An 18,042-nucleotide genomic window follows, 5' to 3' on the forward strand; every position below is an offset into this window, starting at 1 on the left:
ACATGGCAGCTGACAACCCAACCAATGCCTATGCCCTGGAACTGCGCGACCTGCGCAAGAGCTTTGGCAAGACAGAAATCATTCGTGGCGCGAACCTGGCAGTAGCCCCTGGCGAACGTGTGGCCATCATCGGCCCCAATGGCGCGGGCAAGTCCACGCTCTTCAACCTGATCAGCGGGCGGTTTGCGCCCACCAGTGGGGATGTGATCCTCAACGGCCAGCGCATCAATGGGCTGGCGCCGTACGAGATCAACCGCAAGGGGCTGTCGCGCAGCTTCCAGATCACGAACATCTTTCCCAAGCTCTCGGTGTTCGAGAACCTGCGCTGCGGCGTGCTCTGGAGCATGGGCTACAAGTACACGTTCCTGCGTTTCCTGTCGAACCTGCACGATGCCAATGAGCGCGCCAAGCAACTCATGGAGATGATCAAGCTCGACAAGAAACGCGACACGCTGGCCATGAACCTCACGTATGCCGAGCAGCGTGCGCTGGAGATTGGCATCACCATCGCCGGTGGCGCCAACGTGATCCTGCTCGACGAGCCCACGGCCGGCATGAGCAAGACCGAGACCACGCGCTTCATCCACCTCATCAAGGAGGTGACCGAGGGTCGCACCCTGCTGACGGTGGAGCATGACATGGGCGTGGTGTTTGGTCTGGCCGACAAGATCGCCGTGGTGGTCTATGGCGAGGTGATCGCCTTTGACACACCCGACAAGGTGCGCGCCAACCAGCGTGTGCAGGAGGCCTATCTGGGCTCGGTGGTTGCGGACGAGCAGGGGGCGGGACACTGATATGCTGAAAATCGAAAACCTCCACGCTTACTACGGCAAGAGCCATGTGCTGCATGGCGTGACCTTTGACGTGCAACCCGGCGAGATCGTGGCACTGCTGGGGCGCAACGGCTCGGGCCGCTCCACTACCGCCAAGGCCATCATGGGCCTGGTGGACTGGGAGGGCACACTCAACTTCAAGGGGCAGGACCTTAACGGCAAGAAGGCCTATGAGATTGCCCACCTCGGTCTGGGCTATGTGCCTGAAAGCCGCGATGTGTTTCCCAATCTCACCGTGCACCAGAACCTGCTGCTGGGCCAGAAGGGCAATGGCAAGGGCAGCCGCTGGTCGTTCGATGACATGTACGAGATGTTCCCGCGCCTCAAGGAACGCCAGCACACCGAGGCGGGCGTGATGTCGGGCGGTGAGCAGCAGATGCTGACGCTGTGCCGCACGTTGATGGGCGATCCGGACCTCATCATCATCGACGAACCCACCGAGGGCCTGGCGCCCAAGATCGTCGAGCTGGTGGGCCAGTACCTGCAGACCATCAAGGCGCGCGGTATCTCGGTACTGCTGATCGAGCAGAAGCTGACCATCGCCATGAAAATCTCGGACCGCGCGCTGGTGATGGGCCATGGCTCCATCGTCTTTCAGGGCACGCCCGACAGCCTGCGGGCGGACAACTACATCCGTAAAGAGTGGCTTGAAGTCTAGAAGGGCGATTCCCCTGAGGCGCTGCGCGCCTCGGTGCAGCCGCCAGAGGCGGCAGCCCTTTGTGCCGTCCAAGCCTGCGCAGGCAGACTTGGTGCCGCGGCACTCAGCCCCTTCTCTCAAATCGCTGCGCGATTCGGGAAGGGGGACGCAGCCAGCGCGGCGGGGCGGCCCTTGCGCAGCTGCCCTGGCCTTGGGGCGCGCCAGTTTCAAAGATTCGGGGCAGGGCGGATGCGTTGGAAGGCATGCCGCTCGCCTTGATCCACAGAGGTGCCCGGTCTTCGGTGGCGCCTCTTTTTTTGCCAGCCGGAATGTGCTCCTCAGGGGATGTCCGAAACCCCCTTGTCCCGCCCGGGACAAATTGACACGCCAAACGGGTTTGAAATCTCTACAATAAAAACGCACGACCGTTCTTTTTCACTTTCCCAGCACGCAAGGAACACCAGCATGACCGCTGAATACAAAGTCCACGGCTCCGTTGCCGTGATCACCATGGCCAACCCTCCTGTCAACGGACTCGGGTTGGCGACCCGGCAAGGCATCGTGGACGGCCTCAGCCGTGCCAATGCCGATCCAGCGGTCACCTCCATCATCATCACCGGGGCTGGCGGCGCCTTCTCTGGCGGTGCGGACATCAAGGAGTTCGGCACGGACAAGTCCCTGCAAGAACCCAACCTGCTGTCGGTGATTGCCGCCATCGAAAACTCGGCCAAGCCCGTCGTGGCTGCCATGCACAGCGTCGCCATGGGCGGCGGGCTGGAGCTGGCGCTGGGTTGCCACTACCGCGTTGCGGCGCCTGGCTGCTCGATTGCACTGCCTGAAGTCAAGCTGGGCCTGATTCCTGGCGCGGGTGGTACACAGCGCCTGCCACGCGTGATTGGTGTGGAAGCTGCGCTCAACCTCATCGTGAGCGGCGAGCCCGTCAAGAGCGAAATGATTGCCGGTGTCCCCGGCCAGAAGTTGTTCGACAAGCTGGCCGCATCGGCTGAGTCGCTGGGGGCTGAAGCCCTGGCCTTTGCCCAAAGCGTGGCCGATGCCCGTCCGTTGCCGCTGGTCCGCAACTTCCCTTGCAAGCACCCCGAAGGCGATGCCTACTTCCAGTTCGCGCGCAACATGGTCAAGGGCATGGCCAAGAACTTCCCGGCGCCCGCCAAGTGCGTGGACGCGGTCGAAGCTGCCACCAAGAAGAAGTTTGCCGAAGGCATGCTGGTCGAGCGCGAGATTTTCATCAACCTGATGTGGACGCCAGAATCGCGTGCCTTGCGCCATCTGTTCATGGCCGAGCGTGCCGCCAGCAAGATCCCTGATGTGGCCTCCGACACCCCCAAGCGCGACATCAAGCTGGTGGGCGTGATTGGTGCCGGCACCATGGGCGGCGGCATTTCCATGAACTTCCTGAACGCGGGCATCCCCGTCAAGATTCTGGAAATGAAGCAGGAAGCCCTGGACCGCGGCATCGCCACGATCAAGAAGAACTACGAAGCCCAGGTCAAGAAGGGCAAGCTCAAGCAGGACAAGTACGACCAGCGCATGGCCCTGCTGTCCACCACGCTGAGCTACGACGACTTCAAGGACTGCGATCTCATCATCGAGGCCGTGTTCGAGGAAATGGGCGTCAAGGAAGCCGTGTTCAAGCAGCTGGATGCCGTGGCCAAGCTCGGCGCCATCCTGGCGTCCAACACTTCCACGCTCGACGTGGACAAGATCGCTGCCTTCACCAAGCGTCCGCAGGACGTGGTGGGTATGCACTTCTTCAGCCCTGCCAACGTGATGAAGTTGCTCGAAGTGGTGCGCGGCAAAGAAACCGCCAAGGACGTGCTCGCCACGGTGATGGCGATTGGCAAGAAGATCAAGAAGACCTCGGTGGTCTCCGGCGTGTGCGACGGCTTCATCGGCAACCGCATGATCGAGCAGTACAGCCGCCAGGCAGGATTTCTGCTGGACGAGGGTTGCACGCCCCAGCAGGTGGACAAGGCCGTAGAAAAATTCGGTTTTGCCATGGGCCCGTTCCGCATGGGCGATCTGGCGGGCAACGACATTGGCTGGGCCATTCGCAAGCGCCGCTCCGTCGAACGCGCCGACATGAAGTACAGCCGCACGGCCGACAAGCTGTGTGAGTTGGGCCGCTTTGGCCAGAAGACCGGCGCAGGCTGGTACGACTACCAGGCCGGCAAGCGCGACGCGATCCCGAGCGACCTGGTCAACAAGATGATCGAAGACCACCGCAAGGAGCTGGGCATCACGCCGCGCAAGATTTCGGACGAAGAAATCGTGCAGCGCCTGGTGTTCGCCCTGGTCAACGAAGGCGCGCACATCCTGGAAGACGGCATTGCCAGCAAGTCCGGCGACATCGACATGGTGTACCTGACCGGCTACGGCTTCCCCATCCACCGTGGCGGCCCCATGCACTACGCCAGCGAAGTGGGTCTGTTCAACGTGGTGCAGGCCATGGACCGTTTTGCCAAGAACCCCAACGACGATGCGACGTTCTGGAAGCCCGCTCCTCTGCTGGCCAAACTCGCAGCCGAAGGCAAGGCGTTCAACTGACATTGATGCGAAGCTGCACCGCGTGCGCAGGCCCCAGGCCGCCACGGGTGCGTTCCACCCCCTGAAAGGATTCCCCCATGACCTCCGCAGTGATTGTTTCCACCGCCCGCACCCCGCTCGCCAAGAGCTGGAAGGGTTCTTTCAACATGACGCATGGCGCCACGCTGGGCGGCCATGCCGTGCAGCAGGCTGTGCTGCGCGCAGGCATTGATGGCGCTGACGTGGACGACGTCATCATGGGCTGCGCCACGCCCGAAGGCGCCACCGGCAGCAACATCGCCCGCCAGATCGCGCTGAAAGCTGGCCTGCCCATCACAGCCTCCGGTGTCACCGTCAACCGTTTCTGCTCATCGGGCCTGCAGACCATTGCATTGGCCGCGCAGCGCATCATCGCCGGCGAAGCCGACGTGTATGTGGCCGGTGGTGTGGAAAGCATCTCCTGCGTCCAGCAGGAGATGAACCTGCACATGATCCAGGACCTGGCGCTGGCCAAGCAAAAGCCCGAGATCTACTGGAGCATGCTGCAGACCGCCGAGCAAGTGGCCAAGCGCTACAACATCGGTCGCGAAGCCATGGACGAATACGGTGCAGCCAGCCAGCAGAAGGCCTGCGCTGCGCAAGCGGCCGGTCTGTTCGACGCCGAAATCGCCCCCATCACCGTCACAGCCGGTGTGGCCGACAAGACGCTGGGCCTGATCACCAAGCAAGTGACCGTAAGCCGTGACGAAGGCACGCGTGAAGGTACGACGGTGGAAGCCATCAGCGGTTTGCGCTCGGCATTGCCTGGCGGTTTGATCTCGGCGGGCAACGCCAGCCAGTTCTCCGACGGCGCGGGCGCCTGCGTGGTGACCAGCGAAGAGTACGCCAGCAAGAAGGGCCTCAAGCCGCTGGGCCGCTTCCTGGGTTTCGCTGTGGCAGGGTGCGAGCCGGATGAAATGGGCATCGGCCCCGTGTTTGCCGTTCCCAAGGTGCTCAAGAAGCTGGGCCTCACGGTCAACGACATCGACCTGTGGGAGTTGAACGAAGCGTTCGCCGTGCAGGTGCTGTATTGCCGCGACAAGCTGGGCATTCCCGCTGATCGCCTGAACGTCAATGGTGGCGCCATCGCCGTGGGTCACCCCTATGGTGTGTCGGGCCAGCGCCTCACGGGCCACGCTCTTATCGAAGGCAAGCGCCGTGGCGCCAAGCGCGTGTGCGTGACCATGTGTATTGGCGGTGGCATGGGCGCTGCAGGCATCTTCGAAGTGCTGTAACCCGTGGCCGCAGACCGTCCCACTGACATGCATTCCAGGACGGCCTCGCCCGAGGATTTTCTGGCGCTGGGGCGGCAGGTGCTTGCCAACCAGCCCTTCAGTGTGCTGTTGGGCGCGGAACTGGTGGCGCTGGCGCCGGGGAGGTGCGAGCTGTCGCTAGCCATCACCCCGCAGCTGCGCCAGCAGCACGGTTTTGCCCATGGCGGAGTGGTGAGCTACCTGGCAGACAACGCGCTGACCTACGCCGGGGGCACGGCGATGCAGGTGCCGGTGGTCACCTCCGAGTTCAAGATCAACTACCTGCGGCCCGCCGTGGGCGAGCGCCTGCTGGCCCGCGCTGAGGCGGTGCACCATGGCAAGCGCCAGGCGGTATGCCGGTGTGAGGTGCTGGTGATCCAGGACGGACAGGAGAAGCTTTGCGCCGTGGCGCAGGGCACGATTGCCGCGCTGGGTGCTGCTCAGACGGAGAGCGATGCTGCCGATGCTGCAGCCTGATGTGATGGATGGATACGCCAACGGATGCGAGGAGGGGATGCGGGGGCACGCTACAAATTGTTGCTTTGTCGGGGCGTGAAGCACCCGCTGGTGCGGTTGGCACGGGCAGAATCCGCCGCGACCACCGGTATGCCGGTGGTCTTGACGCTGTCTCTTTTTCTCCATCCCGAACCCGGTACCTTCCATGCGTTGTCTGCTTCCCTCCTTTCGCCAGTTTTTCGCCCTCTCGGCCTTTGCCGTCGCATGTGGTGCCCACGCCCAGAGCCAGACCTACAAGCTTCAGCTGCCGCTGGAATCTGACCCGGATGTGGTCCTGCAGGACATCGTGGTGGACGCCAAACAGACGCGGGTAACGTTGCTGGTCAAGAACACCTCCGACGAGGCGATTGAGGCCTGTGCACAGCCCACCGGATCGGCCGATGCGTTCACGCTCAAGGACCTGGGCAGCGGCGCCGTGCTGCAGCAACAGTCGATTGGAGGCCTGACGTTCTGCAACGTGAAGATGGACGTGGTCAAGCCCGGCCGCACCAAGCTCGTCAAGATCACATTCCCGCCACTGCCTGCACGCGCCACGCGCCTGCAGCTCGGAGAAGCCAATTGCCAGCCCAAGCCCGATTCGGACATGGAGTTCTGGTGTTTCAAGAACATCGTGCTGCCTGCACGCTGAACCCCATCGGGTGAGGGCACATCGGGCATGCACGCAGCCACAAGGAGACCTTCTGATGACCCTGCGTTCCACGCTCGACTTTCTGCTGTATGAATGGCTCGAGGCCCAGTCCCTCACGGCCCGTGCGCGTTTTACAGACCACTCGCGCGAAACTTTCGATGCGGTGCTCGACACCTGTGAGCGCATCGCCCGTGAGAAGTACGCTCCCTTCAACCGAACGGTGGACATCGAGGAGCCGCATTTCGACGGTGAAAAGGTCATCCTGCCCCAGGCGACCTACGAGGCGCGCAAGGCCTACGCCGAATCCGGCCTTTTGTCCGCAGCGCAGGACTATGAGGTCGGTGGCATGCAGCTGCCCTACACCGTGGAGGCGGCCGCCAACAGCTTCTTTGCAGTGGCGTCCATCAGCATCGGCTCGAATCTGCTCACCTCGGGCAATGCCAACCTGCTCATGGTGCATGGCACCGAGTCGCAAAAGCAGGTGTTCGCACTCAATGAATTCAACGGCCGATGGTCGGGCACCATGTGCCTGTCCGAGCCTCAGGCGGGTTCCTCGCTGTCGGATGTGGCCACGCGCGCCGTGCCCGATGGCGACGGCTTTGAGGCCGACCCGCTGGGCGCGCGGTATCGCCTGACGGGCAACAAGATGTGGATCAGCTCGGGCGACCACGAGCTCACCGAAAACATCGTGCACCTGGTGCTGGCCAAGATCCCGGGGCCGGATGGCAAGCTGGTGCCTGGCACCAAGGGCATCTCGCTGTTCATCGTGCCCAAGAAGCTCGTGGACACAGAAGGCCGACTCACCGGCGTGCGCAATGACGTGGCGCTGGCGGGCCTGAACCACAAGCTGGGCTGGCGTGGCACCACCAACACGCTGCTCAACTTTGGTGAAGGCAAGTTCCCGGTGGATGGGCGTGCAGGGGCCGTGGGTTACCTGGTGGGGCAGCCCGGCAAGGGCCTGCACTGCATGTTCCACATGATGAACGAGGCGCGCATCGGCATCGGCATGGCGGCCACCATGCTGGGGCTGGCGGGTTACTATGCCAGCCTGGACTACGCCAAGAACCGGCCGCAAGGGCGTCCGGTGCAGGGCCCCAAGGACGCTGCAGGCGCGGGTGCGGCTGCCGTGGTCAAGGACGCCGCCCAGCCCCAGGTGCGCATCATTGAACACGCCGACGTCAAGCGCATGCTGCTGGCCCAGAAGTCCTATGGTGAAGGGGCGCTGGCGCTCAATCTCTTCTGCGCCAAGCTCGTGGATGAGCAACATACCGGTGATACCGTGGCGGCCGACGAAGCCCGCCTGCTGCTGGAAGTGCTCACCCCCATCGCCAAGAGCTGGCCCAGCGAGTGGTGCCTGGAGGCCAACAGCCTGGCCATCCAGATCCATGGCGGATACGGGTACACGCGCGATTTTCCGGTGGAGCAGTACTGGCGTGACAACCGCCTGAACATGATCCACGAAGGCACGCATGGCATCCAGGCCATGGACTTGCTGGGCCGCAAGGTGCTCATGGAAGGCGGGCGCGGCCTGCAGCTGCTGGCCGGCCGCATCAACGCCACCATCGAGCGCGCGATCCAGGTGCCCACGCTGGCCGCGCATGCCAATGCACTGGGTGCCGCGCTGCAGCAGGTGGGGGCCGCCACCAAGGCGGCCTGGGCCACAGGCCAACCGGCTGACGCGCTGGCCAATGCGGTGCCCTACATGCAGGCCTTTGGCCACATGGTGCTGGCCTGGGTGTGGCTGGACGTGGCCCTGGCCACGCTGGCCCAGGATGCCAATCTGGCCCAGCCGGCGAGCGTGGGGCGCATGGGCGGAATGCAGTTTTTCTTTCACTACGAACTGCCGAAAATCGGCGCCTGGCTGCAGGTGGTCAGCACGCGCGATGCCACCTGCGCGGCCTTCCCTGAAGAGGCGTTTTGATGGCGGCGCAGCAAACCCTGCAACGCCTGCACAAGCTCATCTGGGTGTTGATCTACGGCGGCTTGCTCACGCTGATCCTGGGCATCGCCACGGCACGCACCAACGACGCCCTGGGCTGGAGCTTCATCGTGGTCGGTGGGGCGTTGGCTGCAGCGGGTGTGGCGCTGATTGCGGTGCGGGCCCGGTTGCACGCCGACCCCGGCCCGTAGCGGGACGCCCGACACCACCGCGACACAAAGTGCCCGCATTGCGCCGCACAATCATCGGCGCATGGGGCCAACACCCATCAATAGATCCATCCAACACCGAAGGAGACTTTCAGCATGACCCGTACCATCCAACAACTGTTCGACCTCACTGGCAAAACCGCGCTGGTCACCGGCGGCTCGCGTGGCCTGGGGCTGCAACTGGCCCATTCGCTGGGCGAGGCGGGCGCCAAGATCCTGCTCAGTTCACGCAAGGCGTCCGACCTGGAAGAGGCCACGGCCGAGCTGCAGGCCGCGGGTATCGATGCCCGCTGGATCGCCGCCGATTGCGCCAAGGAAGAAGACATCCGCCGCCTGGCCGATGAAACGCTGGAGCGACTGGGCCACGTGGACATCCTGGTGAACAATGCCGGCGCTGCCTGGGGGGCCCCCGCCGAAGACCACCCCGTGGACGCGTGGGACAAGGTGATGAACCTCAACGTGCGTGGCTACTTCATCCTGTCTCAGCACATCGCCAAGCACAGCATGATCGCGCGCCGCAGCGGCAGCATCATCAACGTGGCGTCCATTGCCGGCCTGGGTGGCAACCCCAAGGGCATGAACACCATTGCCTATAACACTTCCAAGGGCGCGGTGATCAATTTCACCCGCGCGCTGGCGGCAGAATGGGGCCAGTACAACATTCGTGTCAACGCCATCTGCCCCGGTTTCTTCCCGAGCCGGATGACAGTGGGCACCCTGAAGGCCATGGGCGAGGAAGCACTGGCGGCCCATGCGCCCCTGGGCCGCCTGGGTGACGACGAGGACCTGAAGGGCCTGTGTGCGCTGTATGCGTCAGATGCGGGCAAGCACATCACCGGCCAGTGGCTGGCGGTGGATGGCGGCGTGAGCATCGTTACTGGAGGTTAGGCAGGGTACTTCCCCCTGAGCCGCTTCGCGGCTTCCCCCTTCTCTCGGCTTCGCCGGGAAGGGGGACGCAGCCCTCGCTGCGGGGCGGCCCTTGCTAGGCTGCCCTGGCCGGGGCCGCGCCAGTTTTTGAGTTCTGTGTTCTGAGGAAATGCTGTGAAAAGTTTCGGTGTCGAAATCCCCTTTGTCAGCCACCTTGGCTTCACGCTGCACCGGATGGAGGGCGGCGAGTCCGAGCTGCATTACGAGGCGAAACCCGAGCACCTGAACTCCTTTGACGTGACCCACGGCGGCGCGTCGATGACGCTGCTGGACGTGACCATGGCCACGGCCGCGCGCAGCGACACGCCCGACATGGGCGTGGTCACCATCGAGATGAAGACCAGCTTCATGCAGCCCGCGCGCGGGCCGCTGGTGGCCAAGGGGCGGCTCATCCATCGCACGGCCACCATGGCTTTTACCGAAGGCACGGTGGTCGACGCGCAGGGCAAGGTGTGTTGCCATGCCACCGGCACGTTCAAGTACGTGCGGCGCCTGCCGTTGGACAGCCGCAGCGCCAACGGGCTCAAGGTGATTTCCACCGATTGAGCAAAATTTTTAGATCAAATTGGCCTCTTGCGCTTTATCCATAAGCGCTAGTAGCTATTGAATTCATAGTGACAGACATTTTGAAGGAGCCTCTCATGCCCCGCAACCAACAAATCGTTCTCGACAACCGTCCCCAGGGCGAAGCCGTGGCCAGCAACTTCAAGCTGGTGGCCGCAGACACGCCTGCGCTGCAGGACGGCCAGGTGCTGGTGCGCCACCACTTCCTGAGCCTGGACCCGTACATGCGCGGCCGCATGAACGAGAGCAAGAGCTACGCCGCCTCTCAAGGCCTGGGCGAGGTCATGATCGGTGGCACCGTGGGCGAGGTGGCCGAGAGCAAGCACCCCAAGTACGCCGTGGGCGACAAGGTGGTGGGCATGGGTGGCTGGCAGGAATACAGCGTGGTGGACGGCAATGCCGTGGGCGCGCTGCGCAAGGTGGACACCACGCACGTGCCGCTGTCGCACTACCTGGGCGCCGTGGGCATGCCCGGCGTGACGGCCTGGTACGGCCTGGTCAAGATCATCGCCCCCAAGGAGGGTGACACCGTGGTGGTGAGCGCCGCCACCGGCGCCGTGGGCAGCGCCTTTGCCGCGCTGGCCAAGGCGCGTGGCTGCCGCGCAGTGGGCATTGCCGGTGGTGCCGACAAGTGCAAGTACGCGGTGGAAGAACTGGGCTTTGACGCCTGCATCGACTACAAGGAACACGGCGATGTGAAGGCCATGTCCAAGGCCTTGAAGGAAGCCTGCCCCAACGGCATCGATGGCTACTTCGAGAACGTGGGCGGCTGGATCATGGACGCCGTGATGCTGCGCATGAACGCCTTCAGCCGCATTGCCCTGTGCGGCATGATCGCCGGCTACGACGGCGCGCCGCTGCCCATGGCCAACCCCGCGCTCATGCTCATCAACCGCATGAAGGTCGAAGGCTTCATCGTCAGCGAGCACATGGAAGTCTGGCCCGAGGCGCTCAAGGAACTGGGCACGCTGGTGGGTACCGGCAAGCTGCGCCCGCGCGAGACCATTGCCCAAGGCATCGCCGCTGCGCCCGAGGCTTTTCTGGGCCTGCTCAAGGGCAAGAACTTCGGCAAGCAACTCGTCAAGCTGATCTGATGACGCTGACTTGGACCTGGGCTCGCTTCGACGACTTGGGCGTGCACGCGCTGCACGACACGCTCGCTCTGCGCTGCAAGGTCTTCATCCTGGAGCAGGGGCCCTACCAGGACCCCGATGGCGCCGACAAAAAGTCGCACCACCTGCTGGGCTATGACGAGGCCGGTGCGCTCCAGGCCAGCCTGCGCGTGGTGGACCCGGGCGTGAACTACCCCGAGCCTTCCATCGGGCGCGTGGTCACCGCCAAGGAGGCTCGTGGCAACGGCACGGGCCGTGCGCTGATGGTGGAGGGCATAACCCGCTGCAGCCAGGCGTGGCCCGGCCGAAGCATCCGCATCAGCGCGCAGGCTCACCTGCAGCGGTTTTACGGCAGCCTGGGCTTTGTGGCCGTGTCCGACGAATACCTGGAAGACGACATTCCCCATATCGAGATGTTGTGGAGTCCCCCATGACCACTGCGACCACCCCAACTGCCAGCCTGGCACGCACCCACGACGTGTTCAACCAGAGCACGCCCTGGGCCGATGTGAACCTGTTCACCACCAACCAGCCCCTGCAGGACGCGCTGCGCATGCACGCTCCCGACCTGCCGTTGGCGGGCCTCACGGCGCTGGGGGCAGAGATGGGGTCGGCGGAGATGTTGACCCACGCGCGCCTGGCCAACACCCACAAGCCGCAGCTGCACACGCACGACCGCTTTGGCCACCGCACCGATGTGGTCGAGTTTCACCCCAGCTACCACGCGCTGATCGGCGCGGCGCTGCGCCACGGCCTGCACGCCACGCCCTGGTCGCGCACCGGCGGTGCTGCGGCGTACGCACACACCGAGCGCGCCGCCGGCTTCATGCTGTTCACCGAGGCCGAGCCCTCGGTGCTGTGCCCCGTGTCGATGAGCTACGCCGTCACGCCGGCATTGCGCGGCAACGCCGCGGTGTGGGCCGACTGGAGCGCGGGCCTGGCCAGCACCCGGTACGACCCGCGCCTGGCCTTGTTCTCGCAAAAATCCGCGCTCACCATGGGCATGGGCATGACCGAGAAGCAGGGCGGGTCGGACGTGCGCGCCAACACCACCCAGGCCGTGCCCGATGGCGAGGATGTCTGGGGCCCGCGCTACCGGCTGACGGGCCACAAGTGGTTCTTCTCGGCCCCCATGTGCGATGCCTTCCTGGTGCTGGCGCAGGCGCCCGGCGGGCTGACCTGCTTCTTCCTGCCGCGCGTGCTGCCGGACGACCGCAACGGCGTGCTCAACAGCATCCGCATCCAGCGCCTGAAGGACAAGCTGGGCAACCACGCCAACGCGAGCTCCGAAGTCGAGTTCATCGACGCGACCGCCTGGCGTGTGGGCGAAGAGGGCCGCGGCGTGGCGCAGATCCTGGAGATGGGCACCATGACGCGGCTCGATTGCGCCCTGGGCACCAGCGGCCTCATGCGGCAGGCGCTCAGCATCGCGCTGCACCACACGCGCCAGCGCTCGGCCTTTGGCAAGAAGCTCATCGAGCAACCCCTCATGCGCAACGTGCTGGCCGATCTTGCTCTGGAAAGTGAAGCGGCTACCGCTCTTTCCATAAGGCTTGCGAGCGCTTTCGATCACAAGGATAAGAGCGAGCACGAGGCCGTGATGGCCCGTTTGCTGACGCCCGTGGCCAAGTTCTGGGTGTGCAAGCGCGGCAGCGTGTTTGCGCAAGAAGCCATGGAATGCCTGGGCGGCAACGGCTATGTGGAAGAGGGCGGTGAAGGCACCATGGCCCGCATCTACCGCGAGATGCCGCTCAACTCCATCTGGGAAGGCGCCGGCAACATCATGGCGCTGGACCTGCTGCGCGCCGTGCGCCGCGCCGACACCGCCGCGGCCCTGGCCGACGAACTGGCCCCCGCGCGCGGCGCCCACCCAGCGCTCGACCACCTGGCCAGCGCGCTGCCCCTGCGCGTGGACGCGATGACCACCGAAGCCGAGGCCCGCCGCCTGGCGCAGGACGTGGCCCTGGCCGTGCAGGCCGCACTGCTGTACCGCAGTGCACCCGGCGCCGTGTTCGATGCCTTCTGCGACTCGCGCCTGGCCGGCGACTGGGGCTACAGCTTCGGCACGCTGGGTGCGGGCGTGGACCTGGACGCCATCTTGGCCCGCGCGCTTCCGATCTGATTCACCCCACAGAATTTTGCGGAGAAACCCATGTCCCATCTCATCCTGCACCACTACCCCTCGTCGCCGTTTTCCGAAAAGATCCGCCTGGTGCTGGGCTTCAAGAAGCTGGCCTGGAAGTCCGTGATCATCCCCAGCATCGCGCCCAAGCCCGATGTGGTGGCGCTCACGGGCGGCTACCGCAAGACGCCGTTCCTGCAGGTGGGAGCCGACATCTACTGCGACTCTGCGTTGATCTGCGACGTGCTGGAGCACGAGCAGCCCGAGCCCGTGCTGTACCCGCCGCACCTCAAGGGCGTGGCCCGGGTGTTTGCGCAGTGGGCCGACAGCAGCCTGTTCTGGGCGGCCATGGCCTACAACCTGCAGCCCAAGGGCGCATCGGCCATGTTCGCCAACCTGCCGCCCAACGTGGCCCAGGCCTTCAGCGAAGACCGCCGCGAGATGAGCGCGGGCATGCAGCGCCTGCGCCCCGCAGACGCCACGGCGGCCTACCGCTCGTACCTGCGCCGCATCGCGCACATGGCCGAGGAGCATGACTTTCTGTTCGGTGCCGAGCCGTGTCTTGCCGACTTTGCTGCCTACCACCCGCTGTGGTTCACGCGCCAGTGCGTGCCGGTGATGGCCGACATTTTTGCGGCCACGCCCGCGGTGCTCGAATGGATGGACCGTGTAGCCGCGCTGGGCCACGGGCGCATGGAGAAGTTCGCGGCCGAAGACGCCATCACCGTGGCGGCCGGCGCAGAGCCGCTGCCGCTGATGGACGATGTGTTCCAGGACGAGCACGGCATCCCGCTGGGCTCGCAGGTCGCCATCGCCGCCGAGAGCTTCGGCACCGAGCCGACCGAGGGCGAGCTGATCGCCGCCACCCGCACCCGTTACACCCTGCGCCGCACCGACCCGCGCGCGGGCACCGTGCACGTGCACTTCCCGCGCATCGGGTATGTGCTGCGGGCTGCGAAGGCCTGACGGCGGCGCCGCGCCACCTCACAACCACCCCCCCCACACCCGTTCGGGCTGAGCCTGTCGAAGCCAGGGCAGCCCTCGCGGACACCCTTCGACAAGCTCAGGGCGAACGGCAGGGCGATGGATGACCCGGTGACCGCACGGATGCATCGATACATGCCCTGGCGCTGAACACACACAAAACCACATACCACTTCAAGGAGACACCACCATGATCGACAACTTTGCCGGCAAGACCGCCGTACTCACTGGCGCAGGCTCGGGCTTCGGCCTCGAATGCGCGCGCATCGGCGCCCGCCTGGGCATGAACCTGGTGTTGGTGGACGTGCAGCAGGACGCGCTCGACGCCGCCACGGCGGAGATGCAGGCCGCGGGCGTGCAGGTGCTGGCGCGCAAGGTCGACGTGTCGAACGCCGCGCAGATGGAGCAACTGGCCGCGGACGTGCAGCAGCGCTTCGGCGCGCCACACCTCGTGTTCAACAACGCTGGTGTGGGCGCGGGCGGCCTGGTGTGGGAGAACTCCATCAAGGACTGGGAATGGGTGCTGGGCGTGAACCTCTGGGGTGTGGTGCACGGTGTGCGCCTGTTCACACCGATGATGCTGGCCGCCGCCAAGGCAGACCCCGCCTGGCGCGGCCACATCGTCAACACCGCCAGCATGGCGGGCCTGGTGGACGCTCCCAACATGGGCATCTACAACGTGAGCAAGCACGCCGTGGTGAGCCTGTCGGAAACGCTGTACCAGGACTTGTCGCTGGTCACCGACCAGATCGGCGCCAGCGTGTTGTGTCCGTTCTTCGTGCCCACCGGTATCAGCCAGAGCCACCGCAACCGGCCCGAAGACATGCCAGCCGAGAGGCCCACCAAGAGCCAGCTCATCGGCCAGGCCATGAGCGACAAGGCTGTGGGCAGCGGCAAGGTGACGGCCGCCGAGGTGGCGCAGAAGGTGTTTGACGCGGCGGCCCAGGGCCAGTTCTACATCTACAGCCATCCCAAGGCCATCGCCTCGGTGCAGACGCGGATGGAAGACATCATGCTGGGCCGCAACCCCACCGATCCGTTTGCCAGCAAGCCTGAGGTCGGCGAGCAGTTGCGTGCCGCATTGAGGGCTGAATAAGCCCCTGGCGCTTGATATAGAAGCGTGAATAGCTATTAAAAATATAGCAAATGTCTGCTGAGCCACACATCCTCGAAACGGCGCAAGGTTTCGCAAGCGGCTATGCGCTGTTTCCTACCGCCATTGGCCACTGCGGCATGGCGTGGCAGGGTGCGCGGCTGGTGGGCGTGCAGCTGCCGGAAGATGCTGGCGAGGTGCCAACGCGTGCCCGCATGCAGCGCCGGTTTCCGCAGCTCGCTGAAAGCGGGATGCCACCCGAGGTGGCAGCCTGGGCAGCGCGTGTGGTGGCCTTGCTCGAAGGAGCGCACGACGACCTGTGTGATGTGCCCTTGGCGCTGGACACCGTGGCCCCTTTCAACGCCCGCGTGTATGAACTGGCCCGCCGCATCCCACCCGGAAAAACCATGACCTATGGCGAGATGGCCGCCGCGTTGGGCGAGCCGGGTGCCGCGCGTGCCGTGGGCCAGGCGTTGGGCCACAACCCGTTTGCGCCCGTGGTGCCCTGCCACCGTATCCTGGCTGCGAAAGGCAAGACGGGCGGTTTTTCGGCCGGTGGCGGCGCCACCACCAAGATGCGCATGCTGGAGATCGAGGGCGCGTTTGCGCACGAGACCCTGGCGCTGTTTGCCCCCAGAGGCTGAACGGGTTCAGCCGCGCTTTTTGAGCAGGGGCGACCCCGCGCTGGCCATGGCCAGCTCGTGCGTGGTGTTCAGCAGGGCAGGGCCCAGGGCCTGCATGCGCTCGGGCGTCAGGCGCACCAGTGGGCCCGCAATGGTCACCACCCCGATCCCCGGGCCGTTGCCTTGCCGGATGGGTGCTGCCATGGCTGTCATGGCCGGTGCAAACACCTCGACGATGGTGCTGAAGCCCTGCTGCCGCGCGGTGCGCAGGTAGGCCAGCAGGGCCTTCACGGTGGTGGGGGCGTTGGGGCCGTAGTCCTCGGGCTTGCCAAAGCCCTGGCGTGCTACCAGGGCCAGGGCCTCTTCATCGCTCATCGTGGACAGCCAGGCATGGCCGGCCGAGCTGCACGAAAGGTTGACCGACAGGCCCATGTCCGGGTCGTAGCGCAGGCCGCGCACGGCCCCTTGCGCCTTGGCCACAAAGGTCAGCGCATCACCGTCCACCACGGCCAGACGCACCAGTTCGCCAGATTCAGCGGCCAGCCGGTCCAGCAGGGGCTGGGCAATGTCCACCACGCCCGTGGCGCTCAGATAGCCCAGGCCCAGCGACACCAGCTTGATGGTGAGCATGTAGTTGCCCTGGCTCTGGTCCTGCCGCACGTAGCCGCAACGGATCAACTCGGCCAGCAGGCGGTGCGTGGCGCTCAGTGGCATGTCCAGTTCCGAGGCCAGGCTCGACAGGGCCTTGCCTTCCGGGTGCGGAGCAAGGTGCTCCAGGACTTTGAAACTGCGTTCAAGGATGCTGCTCATGGCGGGGCTTTTTGTGATCGTGAACTGGTGTTTCCGGGATACCCAAGCGCTGGTTCTTCCGGCGCAATGTATCAAAAATTGTTAAAGGGTTTCTACTGTGGAAACAGTTTCCACTTTATTCATACGATGCAGTCCCAGATGCACCCCGGGCCTGGGGTGCACAACCCTGGTCTCTTTTTGTTGGAGAAGTCCCTGTGAAAAAAACTGCTTGCCTCCTGGCGGCCGCTGGCCTGTCCTTCTTGATGGCGCTGCCCGCCGCCGCGCAGCAGGAGCGCGTGATCCGCTTCGGGCACCTGAACAATGCCGACCATCCCGTGAGCTTTGGCGTCAAGCGTTTTAGCGAGCTGCTGGCGGCCAAGAGCGGCGGCAAGATGAAGGTGATGGAGTTCCCCGCCTCGCAGCTGGGCAACGAGATGCAGCAGCAGTCGGCGCTGCAGGGCGGTGTGCAGCAGATGTCGGCCCCGGCGACCACCTCGCTGGCCGGCATCGTCAAGGAATTCGGGTTGGTGGACTTCCCCTTTTCTGTGGCCAATTTTGCGCAGGCCGATGCGCTGCTCGACGGCCCGCTGGGCCAGGCGCTCATCGCCAGGTTGCCCGAGAAGGGCCTGGTGGCCCTGGGCTACTGGGACCTCGGTTTTCGCAACGTGACCAACAGCAGGCGCCCCATCACCAAGGCCGATGATTTCGACGGCCTGAAGCTGCGCGTGATCCCCAACCCGGTGTTCCTGGAGACCTTCAAGGCCTTCAAGGCCAACCCCGTGCCCATGCCGTTTGCCGAGCTGTATGGCGCGCTGGAAGCCAAGGCCGTGGACGGCCAGGAGAACCCCTATGCGGTGATCCTGTCGAACAAGATGTTCGAGGTGCAGAAGTACGTGAGCGCCACCAACCACGTGTACGCCGCCAACATCGTGCTGGTGAGCAAGAAGTTCTGGGACCAGCTCACCCCCGCCGAGCAGAAGATGATGCACGACGCGGCCAGCGAGTCGCGTGGCTACCAGCGCCAGGTGAGCCGCGCCGCAGCGCAGCGTTCGGTGGGTGACCTGCAGGCCAAAGGCATGGCCTACAACGAGATCACGCCCGCCGAGCTGGCCCGCATGCAGCAGATCGCCAAGCCCGTGATCGAGAAGTTCGCGGCCACCTATGACCCGGCGATCGTCAAGCTCTACAACGACGAACTCGCCCGCATCCGCAAGTAAGCCACCTGGTCCG

At 64.8% G+C, this 18,042-nt stretch carries 18 protein-coding genes; 17 read left to right on the plus strand and 1 reads right to left on the minus strand.

The features are described 5' to 3' along the window. The first annotated feature begins 2 nt into the window (after nucleotides 1-2). From IB243_RS16885 to IB243_RS16960, 16 genes are all read left to right on the plus strand, one after another. Nucleotides 3-794: an ABC transporter ATP-binding protein gene (locus IB243_RS16885; protein ID WP_057224782.1), complete on the plus strand. Its 792-nt coding sequence runs from the start codon at nucleotides 3-5 to the stop codon at nucleotides 792-794. A 1-nt stretch (nucleotide 795) separates the two neighbouring features. Beyond that, complete coding sequence (locus IB243_RS16890; RefSeq protein ID WP_010465614.1) at nucleotides 796-1,491, plus strand: ABC transporter ATP-binding protein; 696 nt, start codon at nucleotides 796-798, stop codon at nucleotides 1,489-1,491. Between the two features lie 444 nt (nucleotides 1,492-1,935). Then, nucleotides 1,936-4,035, plus strand: coding sequence for a 3-hydroxyacyl-CoA dehydrogenase NAD-binding domain-containing protein (locus tag IB243_RS16895; RefSeq protein WP_192428408.1), 2,100 nt, complete (start codon nucleotides 1,936-1,938; stop codon nucleotides 4,033-4,035). A gap of 77 nt (nucleotides 4,036-4,112) precedes the next feature. After that, nucleotides 4,113-5,288 (plus strand): acetyl-CoA C-acyltransferase, encoded by a 1,176-nt coding sequence (locus tag IB243_RS16900; RefSeq protein WP_010465610.1) that lies wholly within the window; start codon nucleotides 4,113-4,115, stop codon nucleotides 5,286-5,288. Between the two features lie 27 nt (nucleotides 5,289-5,315). Then, nucleotides 5,316-5,783, plus strand: coding sequence for a PaaI family thioesterase (locus tag IB243_RS16905; protein WP_192428409.1), 468 nt, complete (start codon nucleotides 5,316-5,318; stop codon nucleotides 5,781-5,783). Nucleotides 5,784-5,967: 184 nt separating this feature from the next. Further along, nucleotides 5,968-6,450, plus strand: coding sequence for a hypothetical protein (locus tag IB243_RS16910; RefSeq protein WP_010465606.1), 483 nt, complete (start codon nucleotides 5,968-5,970; stop codon nucleotides 6,448-6,450). A 55-nt stretch (nucleotides 6,451-6,505) separates the two neighbouring features. Beyond that, a complete protein-coding gene (locus IB243_RS16915) occupies nucleotides 6,506-8,371 on the plus strand; it encodes an acyl-CoA dehydrogenase (protein ID WP_192428410.1) in 1,866 nt (621 codons plus the stop codon). Then, nucleotides 8,371-8,580 carry a hypothetical protein gene (locus tag IB243_RS16920; RefSeq protein ID WP_010465603.1) on the plus strand — a complete coding sequence of 70 codons (210 nt, stop codon included), beginning with the start codon at nucleotides 8,371-8,373 and terminating at the stop codon, nucleotides 8,578-8,580. Before IB243_RS16915 ends, IB243_RS16920 begins: the two co-directional genes overlap by 1 nt. Before the next feature lie 114 nt (nucleotides 8,581-8,694). Next, nucleotides 8,695-9,486 carry an SDR family oxidoreductase gene (locus IB243_RS16925; RefSeq protein WP_057270662.1) on the plus strand — a complete coding sequence of 264 codons (792 nt, stop codon included), beginning with the start codon at nucleotides 8,695-8,697 and terminating at the stop codon, nucleotides 9,484-9,486. A gap of 153 nt (nucleotides 9,487-9,639) precedes the next feature. Further along, the gene (locus IB243_RS16930) at nucleotides 9,640-10,071 is read left to right on the plus strand and encodes a PaaI family thioesterase (protein ID WP_010465599.1); all 432 of its coding nucleotides are present in this window, start codon (nucleotides 9,640-9,642) and stop codon (nucleotides 10,069-10,071) included. A 95-nt stretch (nucleotides 10,072-10,166) separates the two neighbouring features. Then, nucleotides 10,167-11,183, plus strand: coding sequence for an NADP-dependent oxidoreductase (locus tag IB243_RS16935; RefSeq protein ID WP_192428411.1), 1,017 nt, complete (start codon nucleotides 10,167-10,169; stop codon nucleotides 11,181-11,183). After that, nucleotides 11,183-11,635, plus strand: coding sequence for a GNAT family N-acetyltransferase (locus tag IB243_RS16940; RefSeq protein ID WP_192428412.1), 453 nt, complete (start codon nucleotides 11,183-11,185; stop codon nucleotides 11,633-11,635). The genes IB243_RS16935 and IB243_RS16940 overlap by 1 nt, the downstream gene beginning before the upstream one ends. Continuing rightward, on the plus strand, nucleotides 11,632-13,323 hold the full coding sequence (locus IB243_RS16945; RefSeq protein ID WP_192428413.1) for an isovaleryl-CoA dehydrogenase: 1,692 nt from the start codon (nucleotides 11,632-11,634) through the stop codon (nucleotides 13,321-13,323). Before IB243_RS16940 ends, IB243_RS16945 begins: the two co-directional genes overlap by 4 nt. Before the next feature lie 30 nt (nucleotides 13,324-13,353). Beyond that, nucleotides 13,354-14,289 carry a glutathione S-transferase family protein gene (locus tag IB243_RS16950; RefSeq protein ID WP_056165432.1) on the plus strand — a complete coding sequence of 312 codons (936 nt, stop codon included), beginning with the start codon at nucleotides 13,354-13,356 and terminating at the stop codon, nucleotides 14,287-14,289. A gap of 208 nt (nucleotides 14,290-14,497) precedes the next feature. Further along, nucleotides 14,498-15,403, plus strand: a complete 906-nt coding sequence (locus IB243_RS16955) for an SDR family oxidoreductase (RefSeq protein ID WP_192428414.1) — start codon at nucleotides 14,498-14,500, stop codon at nucleotides 15,401-15,403. Between the two features lie 50 nt (nucleotides 15,404-15,453). Continuing rightward, complete coding sequence (locus IB243_RS16960) at nucleotides 15,454-16,044, plus strand: methylated-DNA--[protein]-cysteine S-methyltransferase (RefSeq protein ID WP_192428415.1); 591 nt, start codon at nucleotides 15,454-15,456, stop codon at nucleotides 16,042-16,044. Nucleotides 16,045-16,050: 6 nt separating this feature from the next. Here IB243_RS16960 and IB243_RS16965 read toward each other — a convergent pair whose 3' ends face one another. Beyond that, complete coding sequence (locus IB243_RS16965; RefSeq protein WP_192428416.1) at nucleotides 16,051-16,833, minus strand: IclR family transcriptional regulator; 783 nt, start codon at nucleotides 16,831-16,833, stop codon at nucleotides 16,051-16,053. A 242-nt stretch (nucleotides 16,834-17,075) separates the two neighbouring features. Here IB243_RS16965 and IB243_RS16970 point away from each other — a divergent pair, with 242 nt between their 5' ends. Further along, nucleotides 17,076-18,029, plus strand: a complete 954-nt coding sequence (locus IB243_RS16970; protein ID WP_050812563.1) for a TRAP transporter substrate-binding protein — start codon at nucleotides 17,076-17,078, stop codon at nucleotides 18,027-18,029. Nucleotides 18,030-18,042: the final 13 nt, after the last annotated feature.

The sequence above is a fragment of the Acidovorax sp. ACV01 genome, assembly GCF_014851495.1.
Taxonomy (GTDB): Bacteria; Pseudomonadota; Gammaproteobacteria; order Burkholderiales; family Burkholderiaceae_C; genus Acidovorax; species Acidovorax radicis.